Here is a 25,887-nt window from a genome sequence, read left to right as displayed (position 1 = left end):
AGGATATACCCTCGGGGGGCCGAACGCAATGATTTGCACTTGAGTTCCGCGCATAAAAAGGGCCCCGCCGCGATGGCGGGGCCCGGGGCTCATGAATTTGCTCGTCAGGTGCTATCGCACCAGCAGGCAGCAGTACCAGCCGTCGCGGCCTTTCACCATGGCGGCGCCGCCATAGGTTCCGCGTTCGTCGAGGCAGCACGTGAGGAAGCGGCCGTTGGTAAAGCCAACGCCCTCGCACTTCGCCCCGCCGAGCGAACCACCAATGTGGTTCTTGAAGCTACGCTTCGCGGCGATGGTCGCCTTGCGCAGCGCAAGCCGCTGAAGCGCGGGATCGGGCACCAGTGCGCCGAAACCTTGCTTGGCCCGTTCGGTGTTGGCCTTGTCGAGCGCCGTGGCGCCGTCGGAGTGGCTGAACGACTTGCTGGAACGCACCAGGTTGCCCACGATGTTGGTCGCGGTGCCCTCGGTGCTCTCGGCCGTCGCGACTTTGTCGGCCGACGTGTCGACCTTTTTGACCGTGTGAGTCGTGGCGCTGCTGGTACGTGTTTCTACCTTGGCCGCGGTGGCCGCATCGACCGGAACTCCGTCGATGGCCACCAATCGCTCGCCGGGGGCGAGTTTGATTCCTTCGACGTTCACGCCATACGCTGCACCGCTGAAAAGCAGCAGCACTGCGCAATGGGTGAGGGTGATTTTGCTGAGCATGTTTGCCTCCATCTCTTACCACTTGAGAATCTCTGCCCCTGGAATGCCCAGGTGCCACAAGCCGGGCATGGTACCCGAGTGTGGAGACACTGCAACCGTCCGAGGGCCCCTTGGCGCGGCAATCCGCGATTACCCAAGTTAACAGCGCGCGACGCGAGTGTGCGTAAGGTGTTGGTCTCCCAACACTTAGTTCTGCTCGGCACGCTCGCCGTCGTCGCCGAGATGCCGGCGGAGATAGGTGGCTCGTTCGATGTTGCGATCCGAGGAATCGAGTTCCATGCCGGCCAGTTTCTGCAGGTGGGCCGGTTGGGTGTGGACGAACAGCTTGTTGACCGTGGGAATGGCCACGTCGCCGATCAGGCCGAGGTTCACGCCCATCCGAACGCTGGACAACAGGTGCAACGTCTCCTCGCTGCTGATCGTTTGGGCGTTGCGAAGGATGCCGTAGGCGCGGCTCACGCGGTCGTGCAGCGTCTCCTGGCTTTCGCGCACCAGGAACTCACGGGCTTGGCGCTCGTAGTCGATCAGCACCGGCACGACGTCGGCCACTTTCTTGATCAGTTCCTGTTCGCTCAAGCCCAGCGTAATCTGGTTTGAAACCTGGTAGAAGTCGCCCATCGCCTGGGAGCCTTCGCCATACAGTCCGCGGACCGCGAGGTTGATCTTCTGCAGACTGCGGAACACCTTGTCGATCTGGCGAGTGATCACCAAGGCCGGCAGGTGCAGCATGACGCTCACGCGAATGCCCGTGCCGACGTTCGTGGGGCAAGCGGTCAGATAGCCGAGCTTTTCGTTGTAGGCGTAAGTAACTTGCTCTTCGACGAGGTCGTCGAGCGTGTTGATCTGTTCCCAGGCCGCGTCGAGGTCGAGCCCGCTGTGCATCACTTGGATGCGGAGGTGATCCTCCTCGTTGATCATCACGCTGTACTGCTCGAGCGAATCGATGGCCACGGCCCGTGCGCCTTCGCTCTCGGAGAGCTCGCGGCTGATGAGTTGTCGCTCGACCAGGAACGCGCGGTCGATCTCCGCCAACTGGCTCACGTCGACGTACATCAACTCGCCGGGGAACTTCTGCGAGTCGTTCGACGCAGCGATGCGCGCGTGCAGGATCTTTTCGATCTCCGCGCGATCGGCCGCGGTGGCGCGGGCGATGAACGGGAACTCGGCCAGGTTGCGAGCCAGGCGAATGCGGCTGGAGATGACGATGTCCGACTCGGGCCCCGAGCCCTTCAGCCATTCGCCGCTTCCACCGGCAAGTTCTTCGAAGTTGAGCGGCATGTTTGTGGTTCTGAGCCGGGCGGAGTGAATGGAAGCAACTGGGAGCACATCAGCGAGTCGAGTGGCAGCCTACGAATCTTCAGGCGGCGGTTCGGCGGGAGGTTGCTCGCGGGCTTCCTCGATTTCGCGTATCTCGTCGCGCAGCTTCGACGCCTGCTCGTAGTCTTCGCGAGTCACGGCCTCTTTCATTTCACGACGCAGACGAATCAACTGCGTCTGCTGCTCGGCGTTCGCGCCAAAGCCCTTGGGCACCTTGCCGACGTGCCGGGTTTCGTCGTGGATGTTCAGCAGGAGCGGTTCAAGCTCCTCGGCGAAGCATGTGTAGTCGTAAGGGCAACCGAGGCGACCCTGCTTGCGGAACTCCCGAAAACTGATGCCGCATACTGGACAGACTTGCTTGTCGAGCCGCGCCAGTTCCTCGGCCGTTTCGCCCACCGCAAGTTGCTGGGCCAACAGTCCTGCCATGGCCGGCATCATCTCGTCGGCGTCCGATGCGTTCGGCGGCGCAAGGAACGCTTGCGCACAGTCTTCGCAAAGGTGCAGTTCGTTCGGCTCGCCATCCACCAGATCGGTGATGTGGAAGGTCGCCTGTTTTTCGCACTTTTGGCACTTCATGGTAGATCGAGTAGGGCAGCTAAGAGGGAGCTCGGCAGCATGGAGAAGCTTCGTATCGGATTCTATCTGTGGGCCCTTGAGTGTCAAGGTGAACAGCATGCAGTACCGTTGGTGCCAACCCCTTGTGGTGCAACGACATGCGCTACCGCCATCGACGCTTGCAGCCCCGCAGCCACTGGTCTACGCTGGGTTACGGTCGAACTCGCGGATGGGGGCCGCCCGCTTCGACAGTTCACGATGTCTTGAAGGTTACGATGCCTCACTTTCCCGCGTTCGACGAATTCGCCCAGTTGTCGGCCTCGGCCGATTATGTCCCTGTATGTCGCCGTTTGATCAGCGACTCGCTCACGCCGGTGACCGGGTTTCGCGCCATCGACGACGGCAAGTCGGCTTGCTTGTTCGAGAGCGTGATCGGGGGCGAGAAGGTTGGGCGGTACAGTTTTCTGGCCAGCGAGCCGTATCTGCTGCTGGAGGCCTCCGGCACCACCGTGACCGCCACCCAATTGGGCCGCCCGGCGGAGCTTGGCGCGTCCGATCGACAGCAGGAGCCCGCTAGCGAGACGTTCGAGTGCGACAACCCGCTGGAGGAACTTCGCAAGCGGATTGCGGCCGTGCGGGTCGCCAAAGCGCCCGGCTTGCCACCGTTTGTCGGTGGGGCCGTGGGGTACGCGGGTTACGACACGGTTCGCTACGTGGAGCACCTGCCCGATGCCCCGGAGGACGACCGCCACCTGCCCGACATGGCGTTCGCGTTCTTCGACCACATGGTGGTTTTCGACAACGTGACGAAAACCGTGATGGTGATCGCCTTGGCGAAGGTCAGCGATACCAAGGGCGAGGAGCTGCAAGCTGCTTACGACGAAACTTGCCGCCGAGTGGACCGGCTCGTTGAGAAGCTCTCGGTGCCGCCTACCAACTTGGCGCCGGTCGATATCGCCACTGGCGGCGACGTGTCGCTCGAGTACCGGGCCAACTTCACGCAGGAGTCGTTCGAAGCGGCGGTCGACAAGTGCGTCGAGTACATCCGCGCAGGCGACATCTTCCAGGTGGTGGTGAGCCAGCGTTTGGAGTTGCCGCTCGCCAGCGACCCGTTCGAAGTGTACCGCACGCTGCGTGTGGTGAACCCCAGCCCGTTCATGTTCTTCCTGCGGACGCGCAATTCGACACTGGTAGGCAGCTCGCCGGAGATCATGGTCCGCGTGGTCGATGGCAAGGTGACCGTCCGCCCGCTGGCCGGCACGCGCCCCCGCGGTGCAACCGATGCCGAGGATCAGGCGCTGGCCGACGAACTGCTGGCCGATCCCAAGGAGTGCGCCGAGCACGTGATGCTGGTCGACCTGGGCCGCAACGACGTCGGCCGCGTAGCGAAGTACGGCTCGGTGGAGATCTCCGACGTGATGGTCATCGAACGATACAGCCACGTGATGCACATAACTTCGAACGTGACGGGGCAGTTGACCGACGATCGCGACTCGTTCGACGCCTTGGCCGCCTGCTTGCCGGCCGGAACCGTGTCCGGCGCGCCGAAGGTGCGGGCGATGGAGATCATCGACGAGCTGGAACCTCATCGCCGGGGACCGTACGCGGGCGCGGTGGGCTACATCGACTTCGCCGGCAACATGGATACCTGCATCGCCCTGCGAACGCTGGTCGTAGCCGATGGCAAAGCGTACGTGCAGGCGGGCGCGGGCATCGTGGCCGACAGCGTACCGACCACCGAGTACCAGGAAACCCTGAACAAAGCCCGCGGCCTGCTCAAGGCCATCGAAATTACCGAAGATCGCACAGCGGGCAAGTCGTGACACGTAGTCTTCTTCCTTCAATCGTGGCGGTTAACGTTCGTGGCCTTCATCGCTGGTAAGTTGCTCGTTGCATCCCGTACGCTTCGCGATCCGAACTTCGCGCGGACGGTGGTGCTGATGCTCGAGCACTCCGAGGAAGGCGCGCTCGGCGTGGTGCTCAATCGGCCTTCGCCCAAAACGGTGTGCGAAGTATGGGAGTCGCTCGGCGAGGACCTGGTCGATAACGACGAGTTCGTCTACCTCGGTGGTCCCGTGCCGGGGCCGCTGGTCGCGCTGCACGCCATCGAGGAACTGGGCGAGAAGCGAATCATTCCCGGCGTGTACATGTCGGTGCAACGCGACGTGATTCAGCAGCTCGTCCACACGCCCGACACGCGGTTACGACTCTACAGCGGGCACTCGGGTTGGGGCGGTGGTCAGCTCGAAGACGAACTCGAGGCCGGCGGTTGGCACGTGACGCCGGCGGTGACCGACGATGTGTTCGGCGACACCGAGTTCGACCACCTCTGGAACCAGGTCCTGGAGCGAATCGCCATCAACATCATGCTGCCGGGTGTCTCGCCCGACGAGCTGCCGCCCGACCCGTCGATGAACTGAGCCGCGCTACCGGCGGTACTCGAAGCCCGCGAAGCAGCCGTGGAACAGCAGGCTGTCGGAGCTTTCGCTTCCCAGGAAGGCGTTGTCGGCCAGTTCCACGCCGTCGATGAACAGCACCTGGTAACCGCCGCGCAGTGCACAGCAGTTGTTCATCTTCCACACCAGCGCCAGCGAAGTCTCCACGGCCAGCGCCATCTCAGTCCGTTCGGTCTTCACCCGGTTGCCGGTCGACTGTCGAATGACCTGCACTTGACCAGTCTCGTCGACGTCCATGGTACCAGGGTCGTCTTCCAGCACCGTGGTGGTGGTGAGCGTCGCTTGATCCACATCCGATCGGTTGATCAGGTTGCAGTAGATGCCTGCGTTGGAGAATCCTTCGATGTACAGCTTGGGTGCAATGCGCCATTGGTCGCGACGCATACCAAGCTGAAAACCAATCAGGTTGTTCTGCACCTTGGTGGCGGTCAGGTACGAGCGAGTGATGGAGGTTTCGGTAACCAACAGCGGCATCGTCTCGTATTGGTTCGTGCGATCCTCGACCGATTCGTCGAACGAGAAGTACCGCACACCCGCGTATGGCTTCCAGCTAATCTGGTTGAGTGCCTGGAAGTTGATTTCCAACGCGTGCAGGCTCGAGTTGTAATTGAGTGTGCGGCGCTCGTCGACTTCCACGCTGATCGGTGGGATCACCACCGGCGGCAGCGTCACCACGGGTAGCACGATGTTGGCGTTCCACTCTTCGACGCCCACGTAACCCATCACCAGTTCGAAGTTCTTGTTCTGCGGCCAGTAAGCGCCGGCCATGAGCCGCGCGCCGACGCCGTGGTCGAAGTTCTCGTATTGATCCACTGCGGCCAGGGTCGTGCCCATCGATGCCGCCAGTGCTTCGAGGTTTGTGCTTTCGCGCGACATGGTCACTCCGTCGAGCGAGATCCGCCACCGCGGGCCGACCATCCAATCGTCGCCGCAGCCGGGACCCGTGCGAAACGGCGATCCGCCGCAGCCCCACACGTCGCAACCGCATGCACCACCGGCGGCGTTTAGTTGCGCCTGATAGTCGCCGTCGGGATAGGCGTTCGAGCCGCCACCGGATTGACCCGCGTAGCTCGGTTGGATCGATTCGGCGTAGTACGAATCACTTGGTGTCTCGAGCGGTGTTACCTGGGCGCGCGCAGGATTGCTCCAACACGCGACTAGCGCGATCACCAAAATTCCCTGGAACGTATTCCACCGAAGCATTGCAGTTCTCCCCCCTTGGCAGGTAGGCGTCGGTCAACGTTGATCCCTGACGCCTTACCGCGATGCCACCGCGCACGCAATTCGCGCACGTCGAGTTGCACCGTTTACGTAAGAGGAATCGGCTATCAGCCCGCTGGTCGGACAGCACCATCGTTAGAAACGACAAAGTTTCCACAAACGACTAGGCGAGTGCTAGCAGTGATTGCCCGCGCGCAACGCCTTACAACAAAGCCAACAATGCATCCACTTGCGCGTCGGTGCCCACGGTCACGCGAATGCCTTCCGGCCAACCGGGATAGGGCATGTAGCGAACCAGCACGCCCATCTGTTTCAGCGATTCGTACAACTGTTTCAGGTCGCGATTGCTATCAGTGCACCACACGAAGTTGGCTTGCGACTCGGTGACCGTGAATCCCTTTTCGCGCAGCGCGGTCGTCATTCTGCTGCGTGTGGCGAGCACCTTCGCGCGGTTCTCCGCCAGCCAATCCTGATCGTCGATCGCTGCCGTGGCGGCCGCGATTGCCAGCATGTCGCAGTTGTACGAGTCCTTGACCTTCGCCAGTTGCTCGATGACCTGCGGCTGCGCGATCGCAAACCCAAACCGGATGCCTGCAAGTGCGTACGACTTGCTTAGCGTCCGCGTTACGATCACCCGCTCGTTGTTCGCGACCAGGCCCAGGCAGTTCGAATCGGCGAAGTCGCCGTACGCTTCGTCCACCACCAGAGGGCAGGGGATGTTGGCCGCCAGTCCGGACACACGCTCCGCCGGCAGCATCGTGCCGCTGGGACTGTTGGGGTTCGCCAAGTACGCCAGCCGCAGCCGATCGACCGGCGCGGCGAACTCCTCGCCCATCGTCCAATCGCTCGCGAAGTCCACCACGTCGACGCTCGCACCCTGAATCTCGGCGAGCGTCTTGTACAGCACGTAACTCGGGTTGGGATAACGCAACACGTCGCCCTCGCCCACGAACGTGCGGGTGAGGATCGTCAGGATGTCGTCGCTGCCGTTGCCGCACAGGATCCAGTCGGGCGTGATCTCTGGCAGGTCGGCCCGCAGCACCTCGGCCGCTCGCTCGCGATACGCGGATGCGACCGGGTCGGGATACTTCTGCAAACTGCCGGTCGCTGCCTGCTGGATGGCCGCCACCACCTTTGGCGACGGCGGATAGGCATTTTCGTTCGTGTTGAGCTTGATCACCTTCTCCCGCCGCGGCTGCTCACCCGGCTGGTATCCGGTCATCTGCTGAATCGCTTCGCGATACATGGTTGGTTGTCTCAAAGTAGTTAGTACGATGGCCGCCGGTGGCCGTAGCGGCTCCAATTCCGCGGCCACGCGGTACCTGTGCTAGTTAACTTCATCCCCCCCACTTTCACAAGGCGACTACACAGGCGGCATTGTTGGTCCGTTTTGTCCCACGATCCATGGGCCCAAAACCGGGGGTTTTGTCCCAACCCACGATCCATTGGCCCAAAACCCCCAACGTTTCGGTCCCACTCAAGTCGAATAAACCCTTGTTTTCTCGATCAAACCTGTCGGGGGGTGCGACAAAACGCCTCGCGTTGTTCCCCGCATGTTTCAGTAGGGACAAAACTCCGCTGGTCGCCGTTCGCTCCGCCGAACCAGCGCCGGTCGTTGAAACCACGAGTGCATGAAGCGACCGCATCTCAACAGCTGGCTCCACTCCCAAAGTTCCAACCCCGTATTCTCCCACGCCCCGTGTAAAATTCCTACCAGCACCCACGAAGAAACGGGAGAAAAGCAAACTCCACGGACGCGCGCCCGTAGCCGGATTCGCGAGAATTCGGACCGAAGCGTGGAGCGGCGGGTTCATCGTTCCGCATCGTTTTGGCGCCGACCATCGTGTAGCATGGAATCCCGGTGGCCAGTCTCAACAGCCCAGGCGGGAGCGGCACGGTGGCAGACCGAGTCTCGATTCCGATCTTTCCAGTCTATCCGTCGCTGATCGCCATCAGCTTCGTTATCGGCTGGTTCATCCCCGGCTTCTACGACTGGACCGGCTCGGATCAAAGCCGCGCTTCGCCGTTGGTCGCGCAAACCGCGATAGGGCTGCTCGTTGGCGCCATCCTTATCTGGATCGTCCTGCCGTGGCTACCGATTGCCGCGGGTGCAACCACCGACAAACTACCCCGACCGCGGTTCACCAGTCGGACTCTATTGCTCGTCACCGCGGGGATAGCCATTGGCGTCGCAGTGGCCACTCGGTTTCCGATGGTGGTGAGCGGTCTGCTCTGCGCGATGGTGTTTGGCTATGCCATCTGGTTCTCGATTCGATCTAGCCGCCATCGCTGGCCCACGGCGGCGCTCCTGGCGTGCATGATCGGCCCCTACGTGTGGATCGTGTTCCACGATGAACTGGAGAGCCTATTTCCAGCAATCCTCTGGATGGCCGCTGGCTTGCCCGCCTTTCTCCCCGCTGCCCTCCTCAGCAGCCTATGGGGACACAACCTGCACGAGGTGACGTGGCTGTCCGTGTTGCTCACGGCCGTTGAACTAGCCATCGGCATCTGGCTAATCCGCCTGGGACCGCGCCGCACCATCGCCTACCTGGTGCTGGTGCTGTTAATGTCGACGATTGGGTCGTTCGGGCTGAATGCTCTAGTCCGAGCTTGAGGGGAGCCTTCTTCAACCGTAGCCGGATTCGCAAGAATTCGGGCGCATGGGAAGGGCATCCGAATTCTTGCGAATCCGGCTACCGCGACACTGCTATACTACCAACCATGTCCACCGCTACTCACATCCAGGGTCGAATCGTTGCCTCTGAGTTCCGTAACGTGGAAGTGGAGACCGAGACAGGTGAGCGAGTGCACGCCATCGTCCCCATCAGGTGGTTTAGCGCTCGAGGCAGGTTTGATATGTGCGGAGCGTTGCCACTATCGCTGCGTGTGCGTGTGAAGCTTCGCGAGCCTCCGAAGCCGAATCGAGTGGTCGCGGTCATCGACTCGGACGAATAGCGGTAGCACGCTCCACACGTAGCCGGATTCGCAAAAATTCCGGCACTTAGGAAGGGCATCCGAATTCAAGCGAATCCGGCTACAACGCCGCGCTCACGGCAAATCCCAAATCGTCACCGAGCCATCCGTAAACCCTGCGGTCAATTGGCTTCCATCCGGTGAAAACTCGAGTACGTACGCGCGACTGCCGGGCTGGAGGAACTCGGCGATCTGCTCTCCAGTCTGGGTGTCGTACAGCAGCACCTTGTCGGTGCCGGGGTCGCCTGCGTAGTTTCGGTCGGCCGTGGCGAAGCGGCTAGCGTCGGGCGACACGGCCAAGTGGCAGCCGTGGTCGTGGGGGTGGCGGATGGTGCGTTGGAGTTTGCCGGACTCGACGTCCCAGATGTAGACCGACTCGGCCGAGTTGGCCACAAGCGTCGAACCATCCGCCGAAAATGCGGCTCCCCAGACCTGGATCTCTTTGCGCTTCGCTTTGCCAGTCGGTTCGTCGCGCCAGTCGGCGACAAACTGCTTTTGAAGCTTGCCAGTCGCAGCGTCCAGCACGAGTGTGTCGCCATTGCCATCGGCCACGAGCAGCTTATCGCCATCGGCAGTGAATTCCATCGCCACGAGCGACCACAAACCGGGCTTCCCACCTGTTTCGGGTGGATAGGTGTACTGCTCCGCACCGCTTTCCACGTCGATCGCATGGAGTCGGGTGTCGCCCAGACCGCCATTGGAGGTGAATGCAACCACCGTCTTGCCGTCGGGCGACAGGGCGGCGCCGCGAATGTCGGTGTCGAGGATCATCTCGCGAACCAGCCCGCCAGTTTCCGCGTCGAGCACCACCACCACGCCCTCGCGGTACTCTTCGGGATCGTTCCGACGGCCGGCTACCACCATTTGCTTTCCGTCGGGCGTGAAGCCGATGAAGGCCGGTCGGGCTTTCCAGCCATCGCGACTCACCACCGGGGCGAGCAACTGCAGCCACACCGGCGAGCGGGTGGTTGTGTCCCATAAACGAACATACCCGTCGCCATGTCCCGTGGCGATCTGCTTTTCGTTGGGCGAGTAAGCAAACGAGTCGATCATACCAATGGGAGTGGCGTCGCTGTGAAGCAGCCTCGCGCCGGTCTCGATGTCGAAACTCGCCACCGTGTTGTCGATCGGCATGTAAACCCGCGAACCATCGGCCGAAAACCGCGGCGAGTCGCACCACTCGCCAGGCAGCATGAAGGACTGCAGCGTTTCGCCGGTCTTCGCGTCGAGAATTTGCAGTCGCGAGAACTCGGCGAGTGCAACTTTCGTTCCGTCGGGCGAAAGATCGGCATGCCCAAAACTGCACCAGTCCTTGGCGTTCAGCGTCCGCTGCTCGGCGCCCGACTCGATGTCCCAGAACCGAATCTCCGCCAGCGGGACGTTTCTGGAGCCAGACACGACGTTGGCTTCCGACCTAGGCACCGTTTTTTGGCCGGCTGACATCAGCGATTTTCCGTCCGGCGTGACCCGCAAATTGATCAGCACGGGATTGTAGCTACCCGCTGGATCGTGCGCCTTGCGGATGTAGTGCAACCGGCGCTCGTTGTCCAACTGCCACATGAAGATGTCACCATGCGATGACGCACCAGCAAATACAATCGACTCGTCCGGTGAAAAAGTCACGCATGCGGCGCCGCCCGATCCTTCCATCCCATCGCCGCCAGCGAGCAGGTTGGCTCCCGTGGCAAAGGTTCGATACGGTGGCTCGGGCTTTGCCCGCTCGTAAACTTGCACCAGACCATCCGCGCCGGCCGTGGCAAACAGCTTGCCGGACGAACTGTAGGCAACGTCGTGTACCTCGCCTGTGTGGATCTGCTCGCGAAACACCAAACGACGCTCCGCCAGGTTCCACACCGCGACGTAGCCGTGCAGTTCGCCCCACAACAATTCCTGGCTATCGGGCGAGAACGTAATCGTACTGATCCAGCCTTTGGCATCGTCCGCCAGGCGAATCTCTTCGATCTGCTCGAGCGTCTCGGCGTCGATCAACCAACACGTAGGCGTCACGCGGTTAGGAGCGATCGCCACCAGTTGTTTGCCGTCAGGCGACACCGCCAAGTCGGCCACATGCCCGGCGATACGGAATTGATCGACCGACAAACGAACCGCGACATTGTCCGGCGCGGAGGCATCGTCCGCCTGCCGGGCCACGCTTACCTTGACCGACACCGCAGCCACGACCAACAAAACTATGGCCAGGGCCAGCGAGTTTCGCAAACGCGAACTGCCGCGCGACTCGCCAAGCAAACGGCGCACTCGCTGCACCACCGAGCGGTTGCCGGCGGCTGTGGTCAACAGCGGCTGCCGCACGTTGCGCGACGCGAGCGCCACCAGCGCTTCGCCAAGCGACGTGGAACTCTCACTGGCGGCCCATTGGTCGCAGGCGAACTCGAACTGCGCTTCGAGCCGGCGGACCGCCAGCCACGCCAGCGGGTTGAACCAATGCACCAGCGCCACGAGTCGCGCCACGAGCGAACGCCAAATGTCGCCGCGGCGGTAGTGGGCCAGTTCGTGTTGCAGCACAGCTCTTCGCTGGTCGGCGGTGAGCCTTTGCCAACGTTCGCGTGGCACCACCAACCGATAGCCGGCGGGAGTCCAGCAAAGCGCCGGGCCAAGCCGCGCCGAGACGATCAGCAGAATTGGCTGCGTGCACCCCGCCGCAGCCAGCACTTCTCGCCACTGGGCCTCCCACTCCGGTCGCGGCCACGTGCAGCGAGCAAGCTCGCACACGAACGCCCGATATCGCAAGTAGCCCATCGTTGCGAAGCCCACCAGACCAATCATCCAGACACGCAGAAAAATCGTCTGCCACGTCGGTCCAGGCGTCTGCCGATGTGAGATTCGGCTTGCACCGCGGGACGCAGCTCGCGGTGAATCCGTTGCGCGCGAGTCGGCTACCGGCGTCGATGGGGCGGAACGGAACGCCCACTCGCGCCCAGTGCGATTGTTGGGCATCACCGCCGAGCTGCTGCGCTGCGGCGCGCGGTTCTGCGGCCACCAGCCGTGTGGCATCTCGATCGCGATCGGCGCTAGCAACAACCCTTGGGCGAGTACCAGGCTCCACGCGAGTTGCTCCACCTTGGGCGAACGCAATCGCAGCACGCGGGTCACTATCGCCACTAGTAGTGCGGTTCCACCCACCACGCACGTCGCACGAAGCACCGCTTCGGCCAACCAATCAGGCAGCAGTGTCATTGTTTGCCCCTCTTCTTTTTGGAAGCTTTCGCTTTGCCCTTGGCTTGCTGGATTAGCTGCTCGAGCTCGTCGATCTGCTCGTCGCTTAGTTCATGCTGATCGACCAGCTTGGCCACCAGCGGAATCACCTGTCCGCCGGTCAGCGATGCGAGCAGTTCCTGCAGTCGTCCGCGCGTCACCCGATCGCGCGTGACCGCGGCCGAGTAAACCGCCGGCCGCTGGTCGGAGCGGTGGACCAGGCCTTTCTCGACCATCCGGTTTAAGTGCGTCTGCACGGTAGGATAGGCAATCTCGCGGCCGTAGCTGGCGATCTGCTCGTGCGACTGCCCCAATGTGAGCGGCCCCGCGTCCCACAGCATGGTGAGAAACTGCATTTCGCCTGCAGTCACATGGATTTCCCGATTGGGCATCTCGCCAGTCTCCAACGTTTATTTCGTGTGTCATAAACGTTTTATTGCATTTGTAATAATATGCAAGACGAAATCCGTCAGGTTTCCGCAATTCGTCGTGGCCGACGCGGCGTGCCCCACTCCTACAACCACCCGTCAGCAAGGTAGAATGAACCGATCGACTTTTACCGACCGTTTCGGAGCGACGAGAGCAAGATGGGCCCCCTGATTGGACTTTGGCGCGACACCTGGTGGGTGTGGCTGGTGTTTGTGGCCATCGTGGTAGTGCTCGGCATCCTGGTGACACCCTACTATCTGGTGTTCGTTCCGGTGCTGCCAGGCGTGTTCGTGTACTTCGCCTTCAATCGCTACGACAGCGACGGCAACGAAAAACCGGACGTCGATCGGCATTAAGTCGACGGCCGATCGCTCATGTTTGCCACGTGTGCCAATTAGGCCCGGCGTTTACGCCGGGTTGCACCGTGACGAACTCTCCAGCGGTCGAGAAGATAGTTATCCATCCACCGGAGCATGACCGAGACCGCCATCGTGCCGCGGTTCGCCACGTTGGCATTGCTCGGCCAGATTGTGGTCTCGGTCGTGCTCCGGCTAGTAGACGATTTTCTCCTCGACCGCCTGTCGGTCATGCGCAGACCACCCCGCCGTAAACGGCGGGGCTATGTTCCAGCAAAAAATTGGTCACGGTTTTGCATGTAATAGGCAACAAAAAACAGGGGCAAGCCGCCGGGTCCTCCGTTGGCTTGCCCCTTCGCAACGCTGATTGTTGCGATCCCCTGACAGCGCGATTTACTTCTACAGCACCAGGTCGAAGGGGTCTTTTTCGATACCGTCGTCTTCGTCGGCGATGATGTAGTCGAAGAAGCCGTCGGCTGCGTCGATCTTGTCGCTGCCTGCGCCGCCGACCAGAATGTCGGTGTCGTCGCCACCGTTCAGGTAGTCGTCGCCGGCTTCGCCGAGCAGGATGTCGACGCCCACGCCGCCGTACATGGCGTCGTTACCAGCGCCGCCCTGCATGAAGTCGTTGCCGCGACCGCCGTACATGCGATCGTTGCCACGGCCGCCCAGCAGGTGGTCGTTACCCGCCATGCCGACCATGAAATCGTTGCCGACGCCGCCTTCGATCTTGTCGTCACCACTTCCGCCAGCGAGCGAGTCGTTACCGTCGCCGCCGTCGAGGTGATCGTCGCCCAGCATGCCGAGCAGGATGTCGCTGCCGTCGCCTCCGTAGAGCACGTCGTTGAACCGCCTGGAATCAGCGACCGACGCATTCGTGGTCAGGGCGGCGTCGATGGCCGCTTCGGGCACACGGTCGACGCCGTCGATCAGCTTGGCCGCGTGCTCCATCTCCAAACCGTCGATCGTGGCGACTACTTCGGGACCATCGGTCGCGCCGGGCGTTTCGTCGCGGGGGTCGCCAACGAGCACATCGCTATGGGCGCCGCCGTCCACTTTGTCGGCACCCCAACCGGCGTACACCCAGTCGCGGCCGTCGCCAGCGCGGACCGCGTCGTTGCCGCGCCCGGCGAGAATCAGGTCGCTGCCGGCGCCGCCGTAGACCTGGTCGTTGCCGTTGCCGGCGATCACGATGTCGTTACCATCGCCGGCATCCATCATGTCGTTACCGCGGCCAGTGTTGCCGTACTCGACGGCGTAGTCGACCAGCCCGGTGTAGTTGGCCGGCACTTCGTTCGTGGCGTCGCCGAACATCCAGTCGTTGCCGTGTCCGCCGCTGACGTAGTCGTCGCCGTCGCCACCGGCCATGGCGTCGTCGCCCCAACCGCCGGAAACGTAGTCGTTGCCAGCGCCGCCCAGCAGGGCGTCGTTGCCGTACTGCCCGGCGATCGAGTCGTTGCCGTCGCCACCGACGATCAAGTCGTTACCGAAGCCGCCGCCCAGGCGATCATTGCCGGCTCCGCCATCGATGTAATCGTTGCCCGACCCGCTGCGGACCGAGTCGTTACCGCGGCCGGCATAGGTCCAGGTGTTTTGAAAGACGTTGTCGGCGATCGACACGCGGTCATCACCGCCTTTGGCGACGATGTGGATGTAGTCGATCGCACTGTTGTCGTGTTGCGTGAGTTCGCCATTCACCGAGACGTTGAGTCGCTCGCCGGTGACGAACACGCGGATCACGTCTGCATCGTCGGTGCCTTGAACCAGTAACACGCCTTCGGGCGGGGCGACGTCGGTGGCCAGGTTGGGCATGGCCATCAGGTCGGCGGCCAGCAGGGTGCGCGGCTCGAGTCCTTCGAACCTGCGTTGACCACGGCGGTGCTGCAAGCGAGCGCGGCGGCGGGATTTTCGAGACATGATGAGTTTCTCCGATTCGTAGGTGTGCCCCTAAGCAGTCGTGTCTCGGTCCAACTTCACTCACTGAGTGACGCTGCTGGAGCGCACCGCTAGCCGTGACCGCGTCTCGGCCGGCGCGCACGTTGAGCGCCGATGCGAGACAAGGTTTCGTGGCAGGTTGGCCGGCGGAGGTGAAAAGCTTTGCCGGCTCAGGTCGTTGCGATGATGCTCCTTAGGCGGGCCTGACCCCTGACGTGGCCCGAGACACTTCGGCGGTACCTCCATGTGGGCGCCGCAAGCTAACCGCCAATGCGGCAGCTCTAATAGCGCATCCTAGTAACCCGCCGCAGCCGTGCAAGCGCAATCGTCCGAGTTTCTCCGATCGGGACGCGGCGTGTCGGAATTCGCAGATAGAGACCGCCTGCCAAGGTGATGCTTGCAGGGCGTGTGGTGGAATGGTCCACCAGTGTTGCAGATTCGCTCAACGGGATGTGCCGCCAGCGCCGCGCTGTCTCAAACTGAGTCGGCCTATTCCTCGGCCGCCTGGCGGAAGTCGAAGGCCATGAAGTGCAAGCCCGTGTCGGTGTCGAGCAGATAGCCACCCGTGGGAGCGAGGTACTTCTGGAGCACCTCAAACGGAGGCAGTTCGTTCTGCTCCAGCACGTCGAGGAACCCGCCGGCCGCGTCGGAGTTCTCCGCCCAGGAGGACAACCGGTCGCGGGTGTCGTCGGATTGGGAGACTTCGTACCAATGCCGAATCGCCTCGGCGGCATTCTCGTAGTAGAACATCGCCAACTGGCGGCCACGTGTGAGCCGCTCCACGCGGCTCTGAATCACCTTGAACTCGATCGAGTCGGCCAGTCGCGGCCGCGTGCCCTGCTGGGCTTCAATCAGTTGATGCAGCAGCGACATCGACGTGGTGGCGATCAGCGTATCGTCGAGCACCGCGTAGCAGGGCGTGAAGATGCGATCTTCTTCGGCGCGATCGCGGGCGAAGCGGGGCGTGAACAGATAGTAGGTCACACCGCCGAACTCCCGCTCTTCCAGGGCGTCCTTGTCTTCGGCAATCGTCTCCAGTGCCTTGATCGCGAGTTCCGGATCGACCAGCGTGGCGCACAACGCGCGTTGCTCGCCCAGCGGGCGAGCAGGCTCGTCGTAGCCGGTGACCAGCGTCGCCTGCCCGGCGAGGTTGTTGATCAGCACTTCGCGGAAGTCGATGCCAAGCTCCTCGGAGATGTTGTTTTCGATGGACTCCTCGAACGCCCCGTCGTAGCGGAACTGGTCGACCAGTTGGACCAACCGCTCGTAGATGCCCGGCGCGTCGACGTGCGTGGTGGAGTAGCCGTAAGCGTTGGCCGGCACGTAGTCAGGTGGCGTGATGTCGCCCTTTTCAAACCGCAGCAACGTCAGCACGCCCGAGCGGGGATTGTCGAGCAGCACGTGCAAGTGCATCAGCGAGTCCCACTCTTCGGTGGCAAACGTGGCGGTGCCGCCGACGCCCAGGACGCCGTCGAGTCCCAACGCAGGGAACGTGGCAAGCACTACGCCTGCGCCAAAGTTTCCGCGAAACGCTCGCCGCAGCGTGGTGATGGGGTCGACGTAGAACAGAATCTGCGGCGGCTCCTCCAGTTGCGTGCTGCACTCGCGGAAGATGGTCTGGAAGTTGTGGTTGTCGGCCAGCGTCTTCGTTCCGGAGGGTTCACTGGTCTCTGCTGCGTCTTCATCATCAGCATCTTCCACCGGTTCGACCTGCGGGGTGCGCCCCGCCCAGCGATCGAACACATGACGGAGCAGCGTTTCGTCGTTGCTGCCGACCATGCAGGTCTGTTTCACTACATAGCCGAACGTCGACGAGCGGTCGTCGCCGCGACGCACTACGGTGAGTGTCTCGCCGTCGAGGTCCGTCTTCTCCACGGTCATCGCTTCGCGTTCCCAGCGATCCTCGAGCAACTGCAGGAAGAAGTCGACGTCCTCCTGGTGTCCATCGAAGTCGGCCAACAGCAGCACGCCCATGTTGGCGTTGCCGCGATCGATCACGCCGATGGCGATCTCGCCCTTGGGCACGTGCGAGAGATCCTCCCAGATGAACCCGGCGTCTTCGGCCGCGTTGTCGTCGAATTGCCGGCCGGCGAAGGCCCAGGTGTCCTGGATAAACGGGGCCACTTCGGGGTCGTCCAGCAAGCGGCCGAAGCCGGTGGAGCGGAACCGCTCGTAAAGCTCACGCCCGTGGGCCACGCGGGCGAATGCTAGCGTTTCGTAGGGAAACAGCCGCATGGCCGAGGGTCGCTCCACTTCCTCCTGGCCCCAACAGAGGCTGGTGGGTAGGAGAATTGCGGCAATAAGGAAAACCGGCAAAATTTGGCGGGGTTTCATGATGGAGTGGTTCCCATTGATGGATTGCAGTGCGATAGCCGTTGGCCCGGTGGTCGATGCATACGTTATAATGCCTGCGCTGGCCGGCCGTTTATCCTACCCCAACTGTGGGGTGGAAGTTTCTACCGTTTTGGGAGTTTGTGATGACCCAGCGAATCAAGACCTTGGCGCTATTCGCCGGAGTGCTGGGAATGTTGGCCTGTGACAGCGCCTGGGCTCAGGGCGTTGGCGGCGGTCGGCAGCCAACCGGTTCGGGTTTGACCAGCGGGTTAGGTTTTGGCAATGCCACGTTCGGCAGCAACACCGGGATCGGCTCCGCCGGCGGCATCGGCGGCACGGGTGGTTTTGGCGCCGGAGGTCTGGGCCAGGGCGGATTCGGTCAGGGCGGACTGGGCCAAGGTGGAATTGGCCAGGGCGGCTTTGGCAACTTCCAGGGCTTTGGAGCCCAGCAGGGCGCAGGCGCGTTCATTGGTCGCGATAGCGCCGATGTGGCTTCAATGTTCGAGAGCATGACCCGCCAAGGCCAGCAGAATGCCAACGCCGGTCAGCGCGGTGGGGCCGGCAACAACCGTGGTCGCGACGCCAATTCAGGCGATACCGCCCAACAGCAGGTCCGCGTGCAATTGAAGGTGGCCTTCGACGTGCCGGACGCGGCCACCAGTCCCATGGCGACCGAGCTTTCCAATCGTCTGGCCAAAGTGCTCTCGGAGCGCGAAGTGTCGGACTTCGACTTCACGGTCGACAACGGCAACGTCGTGATCAAAGGGGTCGCTGCCGACGACTTCGAGCGACTGCTGATCGCGCAACTCGTCGCCCAGCAGCCGGGCGTGGCTACTGTGATGAACCAAATGACCGTGGCTGAAGAGATCGACGCACCGACTCGCCAGGACTAAGCAGCTGCACGGTCGTGCCTGCCGGTGTCGGCTGCAAGTCGGCCATCGACGACGCGGTCACACCCGTCGTCGGGTTGGGCGTGTTGGTCACCGTCACGTTGGTGGTGGTATTCGTCGTCGTAGCGGGATAGCCTCCACTGGTCGCCGACGCTGCGGGAGTGACCGCAGGTATCTTGTTGGCCGGAGCAACCTTCGACGTCGGCCCGCTGGGCACCGTGGCCGCTGGCGTGCGATTCATAAATCGGCCGGGCAGCGAAATGGTGGTGGTGGTCATCGTCTGCTTTTCTTCCACCGGCTCGGTGGTGACCTTCGTAGCTGGCTCGTTGGTGTAGTACGAAGCCTGCTGCACTTCGGTCTTGTTCTGATGCTCCGCCAGCATGGTATCGGGTCGTGGTGGTCCTGGCAGCCGTTGGCGAGCTTGATCGCTCACAACGAGCCCGCCCCCCTGGAGGGGCTCGAAGCGGGCGATCAAGCTCACTTCCGACTGCGGTCCGCCAACGGCGTCCCATGGTAGCCACACACTGTACGATGCGCCGATTTCCGATTCGCTCTCATACTTCGCGAATTGCTGCGGCGGGAAGACATAACGCTTGGTCGGGCGATGGTCGGTGGCCATGCGGCCGTCCTCGACGAACGCGTACACCACCAGTTGGCCCTCCACGCGAATGGGTTTGGCCGAATGGCGATCGTAGAAGAACAACCGTCCACCGAAGCCCCGTGTGCCTTGTCCATCGCGATGCAGCACGGCCTCGGCCCACGTGGCTACCACCCGTTCCGGCATCCCGATTGGATCTTCTTCTCCACCCATCAGTTTGGGCAGAGGATTCATGTCGGTCACCTTCTTCCCCATCGATTGACACCCGACGCTAGCCAACACCAAGCCGCCGACGAGTAGGGCAGACAACGATTGAGAGTATCGGTTCATGGCAGCTAACAAGTCTGAAACAAAGGGCGTGAGAAGGGAATGCAGCTCGGGGCAGCTACTGGGGAGCCACCGGCGGCAGCATGCGAACGGCAGGTTGCTCGTAACTGGCCTGGTTGGCCTCGGGCTGTCGTACTGGTCCGCTGGATGGCTGCATTGGCTGCAGTTGCTGAGGCTGTTGTTCGGGTTGGATCACTTCGTACGAATCCGTCGGTGCACTCTCGTAACGCGGGATGTACTGTCCCTCGGCTGCCGGCGTGGGCTGGAATTGCAGCTCGCCTTCGGCAGGCACTTCCGTCGGGTAGCAAGTCTGCGAGTCGGCGTCGGTCCAGTCGTCGCATCGGCTACGCAGACCGCTGGGGCCGTTCATGCTCACCACGTCGCACAGCACCCAGCTCATACGCGACGACTCGACCTGCTTGATCATTTCCGCATCTTGTTCGCTGCGAATCACTCGCGGCGTAAGGATGATCAGCAGTTCGCTCCGTTTCTCGGATACCGCGTCGTAGCGGAACAGGTCGCCGACCAGCGGAACCTCCGAGAGAATCGGCACACGGCGGTGGACGTCGAACGTTTCCTTCTCCAACAAACCGCTGAGCACAATCGTCTGGCCCGAGGCTGCTGCCACGGTCGAGTAGGCGGTGATCTGATCGATGCGCGGTGCGCGAACCACGCTGCCGTCCACACCGGTGAAGATCGGGATGCCTTCGGCTTCGGAGCCAACCTTCGACTTCTCGGCCTGGATCTCCATCACCACCATGCCGTCGGGGCTCACGCGGGGCCGAACCTGCAGGATGATACCCACTGGTTCGTAGGTCACCGAGTTCTGCTGGCCGAATGTCGTGATATTTGTGCTTTGCACCCGCGGCACACGCTGGCCGACCTGAATGATCGCCTGCTGATTGTCGAGTGCGGTGACTTGCGGACGGCTCAATACCTCTAAACGGCGGCTTTCCTGCAAGGCTCGCAGCAGTGTGCTAACGCTGTTGCTGCTGGCGGAGAAGACGAAGCCGCCGAAGCCCAGTTCGGGATTGATTCGGTTCAAGGCGAAGTTCGACAGGCCTTGCGCCGCCACGTTGCCAGCGTTGGCAAGCGCGGCGGTGCTGCCGTTGTTGCCCAACGCCTGATTGTTGAAGTTGAAGCCCGGCGTCAACGTCGAGTTGACGATGGTCTGCTGCTCAGTCGTCACCGTAGCCCCACCCGCCGACTGCGTCGAAGTGGTGGTGTTAATGGTCTGGAAGTCGTCGATGGCCGAGCGGTCGAACAGCAGCGAGTCCTGCAGACCCAGTTCGACGCCGAACTCGTCGGTATCGTTCAGTCGCACTTCGGCGATTAGCACCTGGATCATCACCATCGCCGGGCGTTCGTCCAACTGGTCCACCAGGGCGGCAATCTCTTCAAAGTACCGCGGCGTCGCACTCACGATCAGGCTGTTGCTCACCAGTTCCGGCACAATCACCACTTCGCGCTCGATTTGCTCGAACGGGCTGATCGCCAATTCGGCAGCGGCCTCCGCTTCGCGTTCGGTTCGCAGCCACTCGTTCAGGGCAAGCGCCACGTCCTCGGCCGGCGAGTTCTTCAAGCGGTACACTTCAGTACGGCGTTGACGCGAGTCGCTGGCGTCGAGTTGCAGCAGAATGGCGTACACCACAGCCAGGTCGGCTCGCGTGCCCGCAGCGATGATGCTGTTGGTTCGCTCATCAACGGAGAACTGCAATCGCACCAGCGAGTTTTCGCCAGCGGCCAGTCCTGCCACTCCGCCATCTTCGGTGTCGCCAAACAGTTCCCGCAACATCTCGGTAAGCGCCAGGGCGTCGCCGTTGACGATGGTGAACACCTTGATTTCCGCCTCGGCGTTGGGCACCGCGTCGAGTTGTTCGATCAGCGCGGCGATCAGGTCCATGCTCTCACTGGGAGCGGTGACCACCAGCGAGTTGGCCTGCGAGTCGGCCGCAATGCGAATGTTCGCCAGCACACCCGACTCCAGCCGCCGCTGGTTCTGGGGATCGATGGTCACGAACTTGAGTGCGGAGACCCTTGCCGAGATCGCGGCGCCGCCTTCCTGGTTGGCGCCTTCTTCACGAGCCAGCACTGCTTGCCGAAGCACTTCGGCCAGCTCGGTCGAGAGCGTATTCTTCAGTCGGAACACCCGTACCTCGTCGACAGCCGTGCCGCGATCGACATCCATCTTTCGCACCAGGGTGGCGATTTCGGCAATGTCCCGCGGCCCAGCGCTGACGAATAGCGAGTTGGTGCGGAAGTCGGCCACCACGGTGGCCTTGGGGCGGAGGAGTCCGAGGTTGTCCTCATCGGCGTCTTCCCGGTCGTCCAGGTAGGCGTCGATCATCTGCTTCACGTCGCCCGCCACTGCGTACTTGAGTGGGAACACCTCGAACCGATTCGTCGGTTCCACCGGCAGGTCGAGTTGCTTGATCAGTTCGATGGCCGTGGTCACGTTTTCAGGACGTCCCACCAGCAGCAGCGAGTTCGGCTTGCCCAGCGGAGTGATGCTCACGGTGCCGGTTCGAGCATCGAGCACCTGCGAGTAGACACGCTCCAATAGCGCGGCCATCGCGGTACTTTCCACGTGTTGCAGTGGATAGACTTTGATCTCGGGCTCTGTCTCTTTGGTTACCTGCTCAATGCGATTGATGATGGCCATCACCCGTTCGACGTCGCGCTTGTTACCTTTGAGGATGATCATGTCCGATCCCTCAATGAACTGGATCTGCACAGGGCCCAGTAGCGCGCCTTCGACTTCGTCGGGCGAGATGGTCGTCTGGGCGCCCGCAGAGAAGGGCACCGCGGCGGTGGTCTGATCTTCTTCGCCAGTGGCGGCCGGCTCTTCTTGCGGCTGGAAAAGCATGCTCGCCATTTCCGCGCGAGTGCGGGGGGTGGCCTCTCCGCCGCCGGAGTGGTTACGCACGATATCGAGCGCTTGGCGGACCTTGGCGTTCGACTTGGTTTGCGTGTTCACCACGTGAGTGACGCTGGCAGGCGTACTAGGGGTGTCCATCGCTTTGAGCACACTACTCCATGCACGCACCTGATCGGCGGGACCTGTCATTTGTACGTCTCCGCTGGTGCGATCGGCGTCGATCATCACACTCGCGCCCGGCACCATATCGACACGGAACACTAGCCGCTGGCCGCCCGCGGTGGTGGTCGAGGGAAGCGGGCGGCGGAGCAATTGCTCGAGCCGCTGATGCAATGCATCGCCAGCCATGCCGCCGAGTTGCAGGCGTGCCGATGGGCCGATGCCTGGTGTCGCAGTGGCGGAGGCAGGCAAGACGCCTGCGCCGCTTGGCAAGTTGCTAGCCGCCGGCGCCGGAGCTGGTTGTTGATTGGTGGTGCCTGCCAGTTGCGCCGCGACGAACTGATGCAGGCTGTCGGGCCCCATCACCAGCAGTTGCCCCGTGCGATCGTCGAAGGCGATGCGCGATCCCTCGGGTGCCTGGAACTGCTTGGCCCAGTTGGCCGCATCGGCGCGACGCTGTTGCGGCACCGGGTACGCCCTCAAGTAGCCGCTTTCGCCGCCGGCAACTGGAGCGGCAATGGGTTGATCGATGCGTGCGAGCAATCCTCCGATGGCGGCCAACTGCTGATCGGTAGCCTGCACCAAAAGTCGATTGGACGCTTGATCGGCAAACACAACGCTCCTGGTGTCGCTAGCCAGCAGCTTGCGCGCTTCGGTAGCGGCGGTTTCCAGGTCGATGTGCGAGACCGAGAATGCCTGTTGCTTTAATCCTGCCTGCTGTGCTACTGCAGTGCAGCAGACAGCCAGTGCCACAAGCATTGAAGCCAACAGAAGTGGGCTTCGTCGAATCGTCTTGCTGTAGATTGGCCCGTCCATGTGCCGCATCGCTCGTTCGTTTTGATTGCGTGACTCTGCGCGGGTGCGGGGCGCAAACTGCAATGAGTCTGGCCGCGCACGCCGCCCCTACGATCTTGTGCGATCGTCGCTACCGGAATAATCGGTAGGGTTTACCAAGCTTCACCAGTCTTTTTGGTGTTTGCAGCAAGGGTTAGCTGAAGAAAAGCGCAACCAGGCAGCGCCCAGGCCGCTGGCGTTGCTAGCTGCCAGCAGCCGCGGAGGTGAGAATGCGACCGTCGGTCAGCTTGTCACCCATGCCGAATTCGACAACGTCGCCGTCCTCGGTCTCGACGACCATCAGCCTCTTATCGATGCTGACTACTTTGCCTTTGAATAGCCCGACTTCGATGTCGTCGCCCTTGTTCAAACGCAGGCGGTCTTTTTCCTGCGTCCGCACGGTTACCCAAGCCTGAAAGTCGTCTCCCACGCTGACCAACCCAGTCAGGTAGGCGTATTCGGCGTGGTTGAAGCGAGGTCGCGGAGGGGGAGTGGAACGCTCCTCGCGGACCACCACTGGGCGTTCCTTGCGTGGCGGCGGTGGTGGCTCGTAGGCGGCGAACGGGTTGCGTTCGATGATCCGTTCGATGTACTCGTCGGCCGATGCCAGCGCCAGCCGTTCCGATTCACCCTCGTACAGGCCGGTCTTGCGCTTCACGCCGTTTACCACCAGCGCCTCGACCGATAGCACCACTTTCACATCGCGGCTGCCGTCGGGGGTAAGTTGCAGCGAGGTAATCTTGTGCATCTGGTCGCTTCGGTAGAAGCTGTCAAGAAAACGAATCACCGCTTCGGATCGGCCATTGGCGGTGACTTGATAACTGATCGCCTGATAGGCGTTGCTGCGCAGATTGGTCCGCTGCGGCACCAGGTCGTCCACGTCCAACCGCGCTTCTTGAAGTTGGTGAATCAGCCAGCCGCGGTACTCCGACTGAGCAACCGGCAGCACCGCTGGCAGCGACTGCTTGCGCCACTTGCCAAGCTGGGCGACCTTGCGTTGCGCTTGCACGCGCTGGTGGAAAGCGTCCTGCTTGCCGGTGTCGGCCGCCGAATGCCGGGCGACTGCATTGTCTCGCCAGGTGGCGTACTTCTTCCACGCCCAGTTGCCACCCCACAGCACCACGAGCAGCACCACAGCAGCGGCAAGTTTCTTTTCGCGATCGCTCATCGTCGGTCCTCCTCACTGGGAGTCACGGCGATCTCGTCGCGGAAGCTCCAGCCGAACGTCTTATCGTTATCGTCGGTGTCGAGCAGGCCCGGGTTCACTTGGTGGTATTCGTCGCGGAGTCGATCCTCGATCTCCTTCACCACCACCTGGCTTTTTGCTCCACCCGAAATCGTTATGGAGCCTCCCACCGCGTTGCGTCCAGGTGCCTGCTTGGCGAGGATCGAGCGCAGTTGTACATCGCGGTCCGGTTGGTAGTCTTCGTGGTTATCCAACTCGTGCGGCCTGATTGTCATCGCCAGGCGGTCGATTTCGTCGAGCCAGTTCACGTCGGTGGCGAGCCACTGCTCGACTTCGGTCGCTTGTTTGAGTTCCGGCTCCAACTCCTTAATCTCTGCTTCCAGTTCGCCCATGTCCTTCTCGTACTTCACCGCCTGCTGTTGGATGCCGGCAACACTGCTGTAGGCCAGCCAGCCACCGCCCAAGAACATGACCGCTGCGAGCGCGCCAGCCAGTGCGTAGGTGGTGATGGGCGCCTTCTTCTCGGGTGGCTTCCGCGGAGCGAGGAAGTCGATCGGCACGTCGCGACTCGCCAGCGAGTGCCCGCTGCCAAGCAAGCCGGCAAAGCCAGCCGCCTCGTCGGGCCACACGTCGCCGGATTCACCCAGCGAACGAATGTCGACCTGCACCACTCTCCGCGAGAGTGCTCGCCCGGCAAGGTCGGCGATCTGGGTGTCTTGCTGGCTGCCAACGATCCACACCAGCGATTGAATGTCCTTGGCGTTCAACTCACTGGCCACCGCAGCAATCGTCCGCCGCGTCTCGCGAGCGGCCGCCTGCGCGCGGCCCTCGACGTCGCCCTCGCTGGGCACCGGCACCGAGCGAATCGCCACGGTCTGCCCATCGCAGATTCCGACCAGGTCGAGTTCCGCACCACGCAGCGCGGCCACCAAATGAACGCCGGTGTTCAGGTTCGGCGTCTCCTGCATCGCCAGTCGGGCGATGCCGCAGCCTCGCATCGAGATCGTCTCGGCCGCCACGTGCAGCTTGGTGCAAACATTGCGAGCGGAGTTCAGCGTGTTCTGGCTTACCCGCGCTGCAAACACCGAGGTGGCCTCGTCGCCATGGATGGCCAGTGGCAGGAAGTCGATGGTGGCCGACTCGTCCACGGTGGGAAATTCGGTAGAGGCTCGCAGCCGCACCACGTCGGGCAGTTCGTCCTTGGGCACCGGCGGCACGCGCAACATCCGGCTTTGGACATCTCGTCCACCCAGCACGACCATCACCTTCAACTTGCCAGCGTGCAGTTTGGTGATCAGCGGACTAAGCGCATCGGCAATGTTCGCCACAGTGGGATCGCCGGCGATCGGCGCCGTGGCTGCTTTGCTCGCGCGCAGCGTTCCGCCACCGCGGCTGCCCACCAACGCGCGAACGTGGGTGGAGTCCCAATCAATTACCAGCAAGTCGGACATAAACTCTCAGCCTTGTAGCAGGATTCGCAAGAACTAGGTCTTGCCAATACTTCATTTTATTCACAACGCC

At 62.3% G+C, this 25,887-nt stretch carries 19 protein-coding genes; 6 read left to right on the top strand and 13 right to left on the bottom strand.

Annotation, left to right across the window (positions count from 1 at the left end; all coding sequences use genetic code 11):
* Window positions 1–111: 111 nt before the first annotated feature.
* From ACQK2L_RS15405 to ACQK2L_RS15395, 3 genes are all read right to left on the bottom strand, one after another.
* On the bottom strand, window positions 112–705 hold the full coding sequence (locus ACQK2L_RS15405; protein ID WP_425397914.1) for a hypothetical protein: 594 nt from the start codon (window positions 703–705) through the stop codon (window positions 112–114).
* A 186-nt stretch (window positions 706–891) separates the two neighbouring features.
* Window positions 892–1,983 (bottom strand): protein arginine kinase, encoded by a 1,092-nt coding sequence (locus ACQK2L_RS15400; RefSeq protein WP_425397913.1) that lies wholly within the window; start codon window positions 1,981–1,983, stop codon window positions 892–894.
* A 69-nt stretch (window positions 1,984–2,052) separates the two neighbouring features.
* Window positions 2,053–2,598 (bottom strand): UvrB/UvrC motif-containing protein, encoded by a 546-nt coding sequence (locus tag ACQK2L_RS15395; RefSeq protein ID WP_425397912.1) that lies wholly within the window; start codon window positions 2,596–2,598, stop codon window positions 2,053–2,055.
* A gap of 254 nt (window positions 2,599–2,852) precedes the next feature.
* On the opposite strand from ACQK2L_RS15395, the gene trpE reads away from it, so the two are divergent.
* Window positions 2,853–4,400 (top strand): anthranilate synthase component I, encoded by a 1,548-nt coding sequence (gene trpE, locus ACQK2L_RS15390; protein WP_425397911.1) that lies wholly within the window; start codon window positions 2,853–2,855, stop codon window positions 4,398–4,400.
* Window positions 4,401–4,439: 39 nt separating this feature from the next.
* Complete coding sequence (locus ACQK2L_RS15385) at window positions 4,440–4,997, top strand: YqgE/AlgH family protein (RefSeq protein ID WP_425397910.1); 558 nt, start codon at window positions 4,440–4,442, stop codon at window positions 4,995–4,997.
* Between the two features lie 6 nt (window positions 4,998–5,003).
* Here ACQK2L_RS15385 and ACQK2L_RS15380 read toward each other — a convergent pair whose 3' ends face one another.
* Together ACQK2L_RS15380 and hisC are read right to left on the bottom strand one after the other, a co-directional pair.
* Complete coding sequence (locus ACQK2L_RS15380) at window positions 5,004–6,236, bottom strand: hypothetical protein (RefSeq protein WP_425397909.1); 1,233 nt, start codon at window positions 6,234–6,236, stop codon at window positions 5,004–5,006.
* 220 nt (window positions 6,237–6,456) lie between these two features.
* Entirely contained in the window at window positions 6,457–7,500 is a 1,044-nt protein-coding gene (gene hisC, locus ACQK2L_RS15375) for a histidinol-phosphate transaminase (protein WP_425397908.1), read from the bottom strand.
* A gap of 651 nt (window positions 7,501–8,151) precedes the next feature.
* On the opposite strand from hisC, the gene ACQK2L_RS15370 reads away from it, so the two are divergent.
* Both ACQK2L_RS15370 and ACQK2L_RS15365 read left to right on the top strand, forming a co-directional pair.
* The gene (locus ACQK2L_RS15370; protein WP_425397907.1) at window positions 8,152–8,868 is read left to right on the top strand and encodes a hypothetical protein; all 717 of its coding nucleotides are present in this window, start codon (window positions 8,152–8,154) and stop codon (window positions 8,866–8,868) included.
* A gap of 107 nt (window positions 8,869–8,975) precedes the next feature.
* Complete coding sequence (locus ACQK2L_RS15365) at window positions 8,976–9,209, top strand: hypothetical protein (protein WP_425397906.1); 234 nt, start codon at window positions 8,976–8,978, stop codon at window positions 9,207–9,209.
* Between the two features lie 93 nt (window positions 9,210–9,302).
* Here the strand turns inward: ACQK2L_RS15365 and ACQK2L_RS15360 are convergent, their stop codons facing one another.
* Together ACQK2L_RS15360 and ACQK2L_RS15355 are read right to left on the bottom strand one after the other, a co-directional pair.
* Window positions 9,303–12,422 (bottom strand): M56 family metallopeptidase, encoded by a 3,120-nt coding sequence (locus ACQK2L_RS15360; RefSeq protein ID WP_425397905.1) that lies wholly within the window; start codon window positions 12,420–12,422, stop codon window positions 9,303–9,305.
* Complete coding sequence (locus tag ACQK2L_RS15355) at window positions 12,419–12,832, bottom strand: BlaI/MecI/CopY family transcriptional regulator (protein WP_425397904.1); 414 nt, start codon at window positions 12,830–12,832, stop codon at window positions 12,419–12,421. The genes ACQK2L_RS15360 and ACQK2L_RS15355 overlap by 4 nt, the downstream gene beginning before the upstream one ends.
* A gap of 195 nt (window positions 12,833–13,027) precedes the next feature.
* Here ACQK2L_RS15355 and ACQK2L_RS15350 point away from each other — a divergent pair, with 195 nt between their 5' ends.
* The gene (locus ACQK2L_RS15350; protein ID WP_425397903.1) at window positions 13,028–13,225 is read left to right on the top strand and encodes a hypothetical protein; all 198 of its coding nucleotides are present in this window, start codon (window positions 13,028–13,030) and stop codon (window positions 13,223–13,225) included.
* A 399-nt stretch (window positions 13,226–13,624) separates the two neighbouring features.
* Here the strand turns inward: ACQK2L_RS15350 and ACQK2L_RS15345 are convergent, their stop codons facing one another.
* A complete protein-coding gene (locus ACQK2L_RS15345; protein ID WP_425397902.1) occupies window positions 13,625–15,142 on the bottom strand; it encodes a calcium-binding protein in 1,518 nt (505 codons plus the stop codon).
* Window positions 15,143–15,649: 507 nt separating this feature from the next.
* Window positions 15,650–17,494, bottom strand: coding sequence for a hypothetical protein (locus tag ACQK2L_RS15340; protein ID WP_425397901.1), 1,845 nt, complete (start codon window positions 17,492–17,494; stop codon window positions 15,650–15,652).
* A gap of 143 nt (window positions 17,495–17,637) precedes the next feature.
* On the opposite strand from ACQK2L_RS15340, the gene ACQK2L_RS15335 reads away from it, so the two are divergent.
* Window positions 17,638–18,387 (top strand): BON domain-containing protein, encoded by a 750-nt coding sequence (locus tag ACQK2L_RS15335; protein ID WP_425397900.1) that lies wholly within the window; start codon window positions 17,638–17,640, stop codon window positions 18,385–18,387.
* Here ACQK2L_RS15335 and ACQK2L_RS15330 read toward each other — a convergent pair.
* The 4 genes from ACQK2L_RS15330 to ACQK2L_RS15315 all read right to left on the bottom strand — a co-directional run bounded on the left by ACQK2L_RS15330 (window position 18,326) and on the right by ACQK2L_RS15315 (window position 25,817).
* Entirely contained in the window at window positions 18,326–19,312 is a 987-nt protein-coding gene (locus ACQK2L_RS15330) for a hypothetical protein (protein WP_425397899.1), read from the bottom strand. The genes ACQK2L_RS15335 and ACQK2L_RS15330 overlap by 62 nt on opposite strands.
* Window positions 19,313–19,367: 55 nt before the next feature.
* Window positions 19,368–23,105: a secretin N-terminal domain-containing protein gene (locus tag ACQK2L_RS15325; RefSeq protein WP_425401098.1), complete on the bottom strand. Its 3,738-nt coding sequence runs from the start codon at window positions 23,103–23,105 to the stop codon at window positions 19,368–19,370.
* Between the two features lie 277 nt (window positions 23,106–23,382).
* On the bottom strand, window positions 23,383–24,348 hold the full coding sequence (locus tag ACQK2L_RS15320) for a hypothetical protein (protein ID WP_425397898.1): 966 nt from the start codon (window positions 24,346–24,348) through the stop codon (window positions 23,383–23,385).
* Complete coding sequence (locus tag ACQK2L_RS15315; protein WP_425397897.1) at window positions 24,345–25,817, bottom strand: hypothetical protein; 1,473 nt, start codon at window positions 25,815–25,817, stop codon at window positions 24,345–24,347. Before ACQK2L_RS15315 ends, ACQK2L_RS15320 begins: the two co-directional genes overlap by 4 nt.
* Window positions 25,818–25,887 lie beyond the last annotated feature (70 nt).

The sequence above is a fragment of the Aeoliella sp. genome (assembly GCF_965227375.1).
GTDB lineage: Bacteria > Planctomycetota > Planctomycetia > Pirellulales > Lacipirellulaceae > Aeoliella.
The sequence above is the reverse complement of the archived record's forward strand: the minus strand, read 5'-3'. Positions and strand labels throughout refer to the sequence as shown.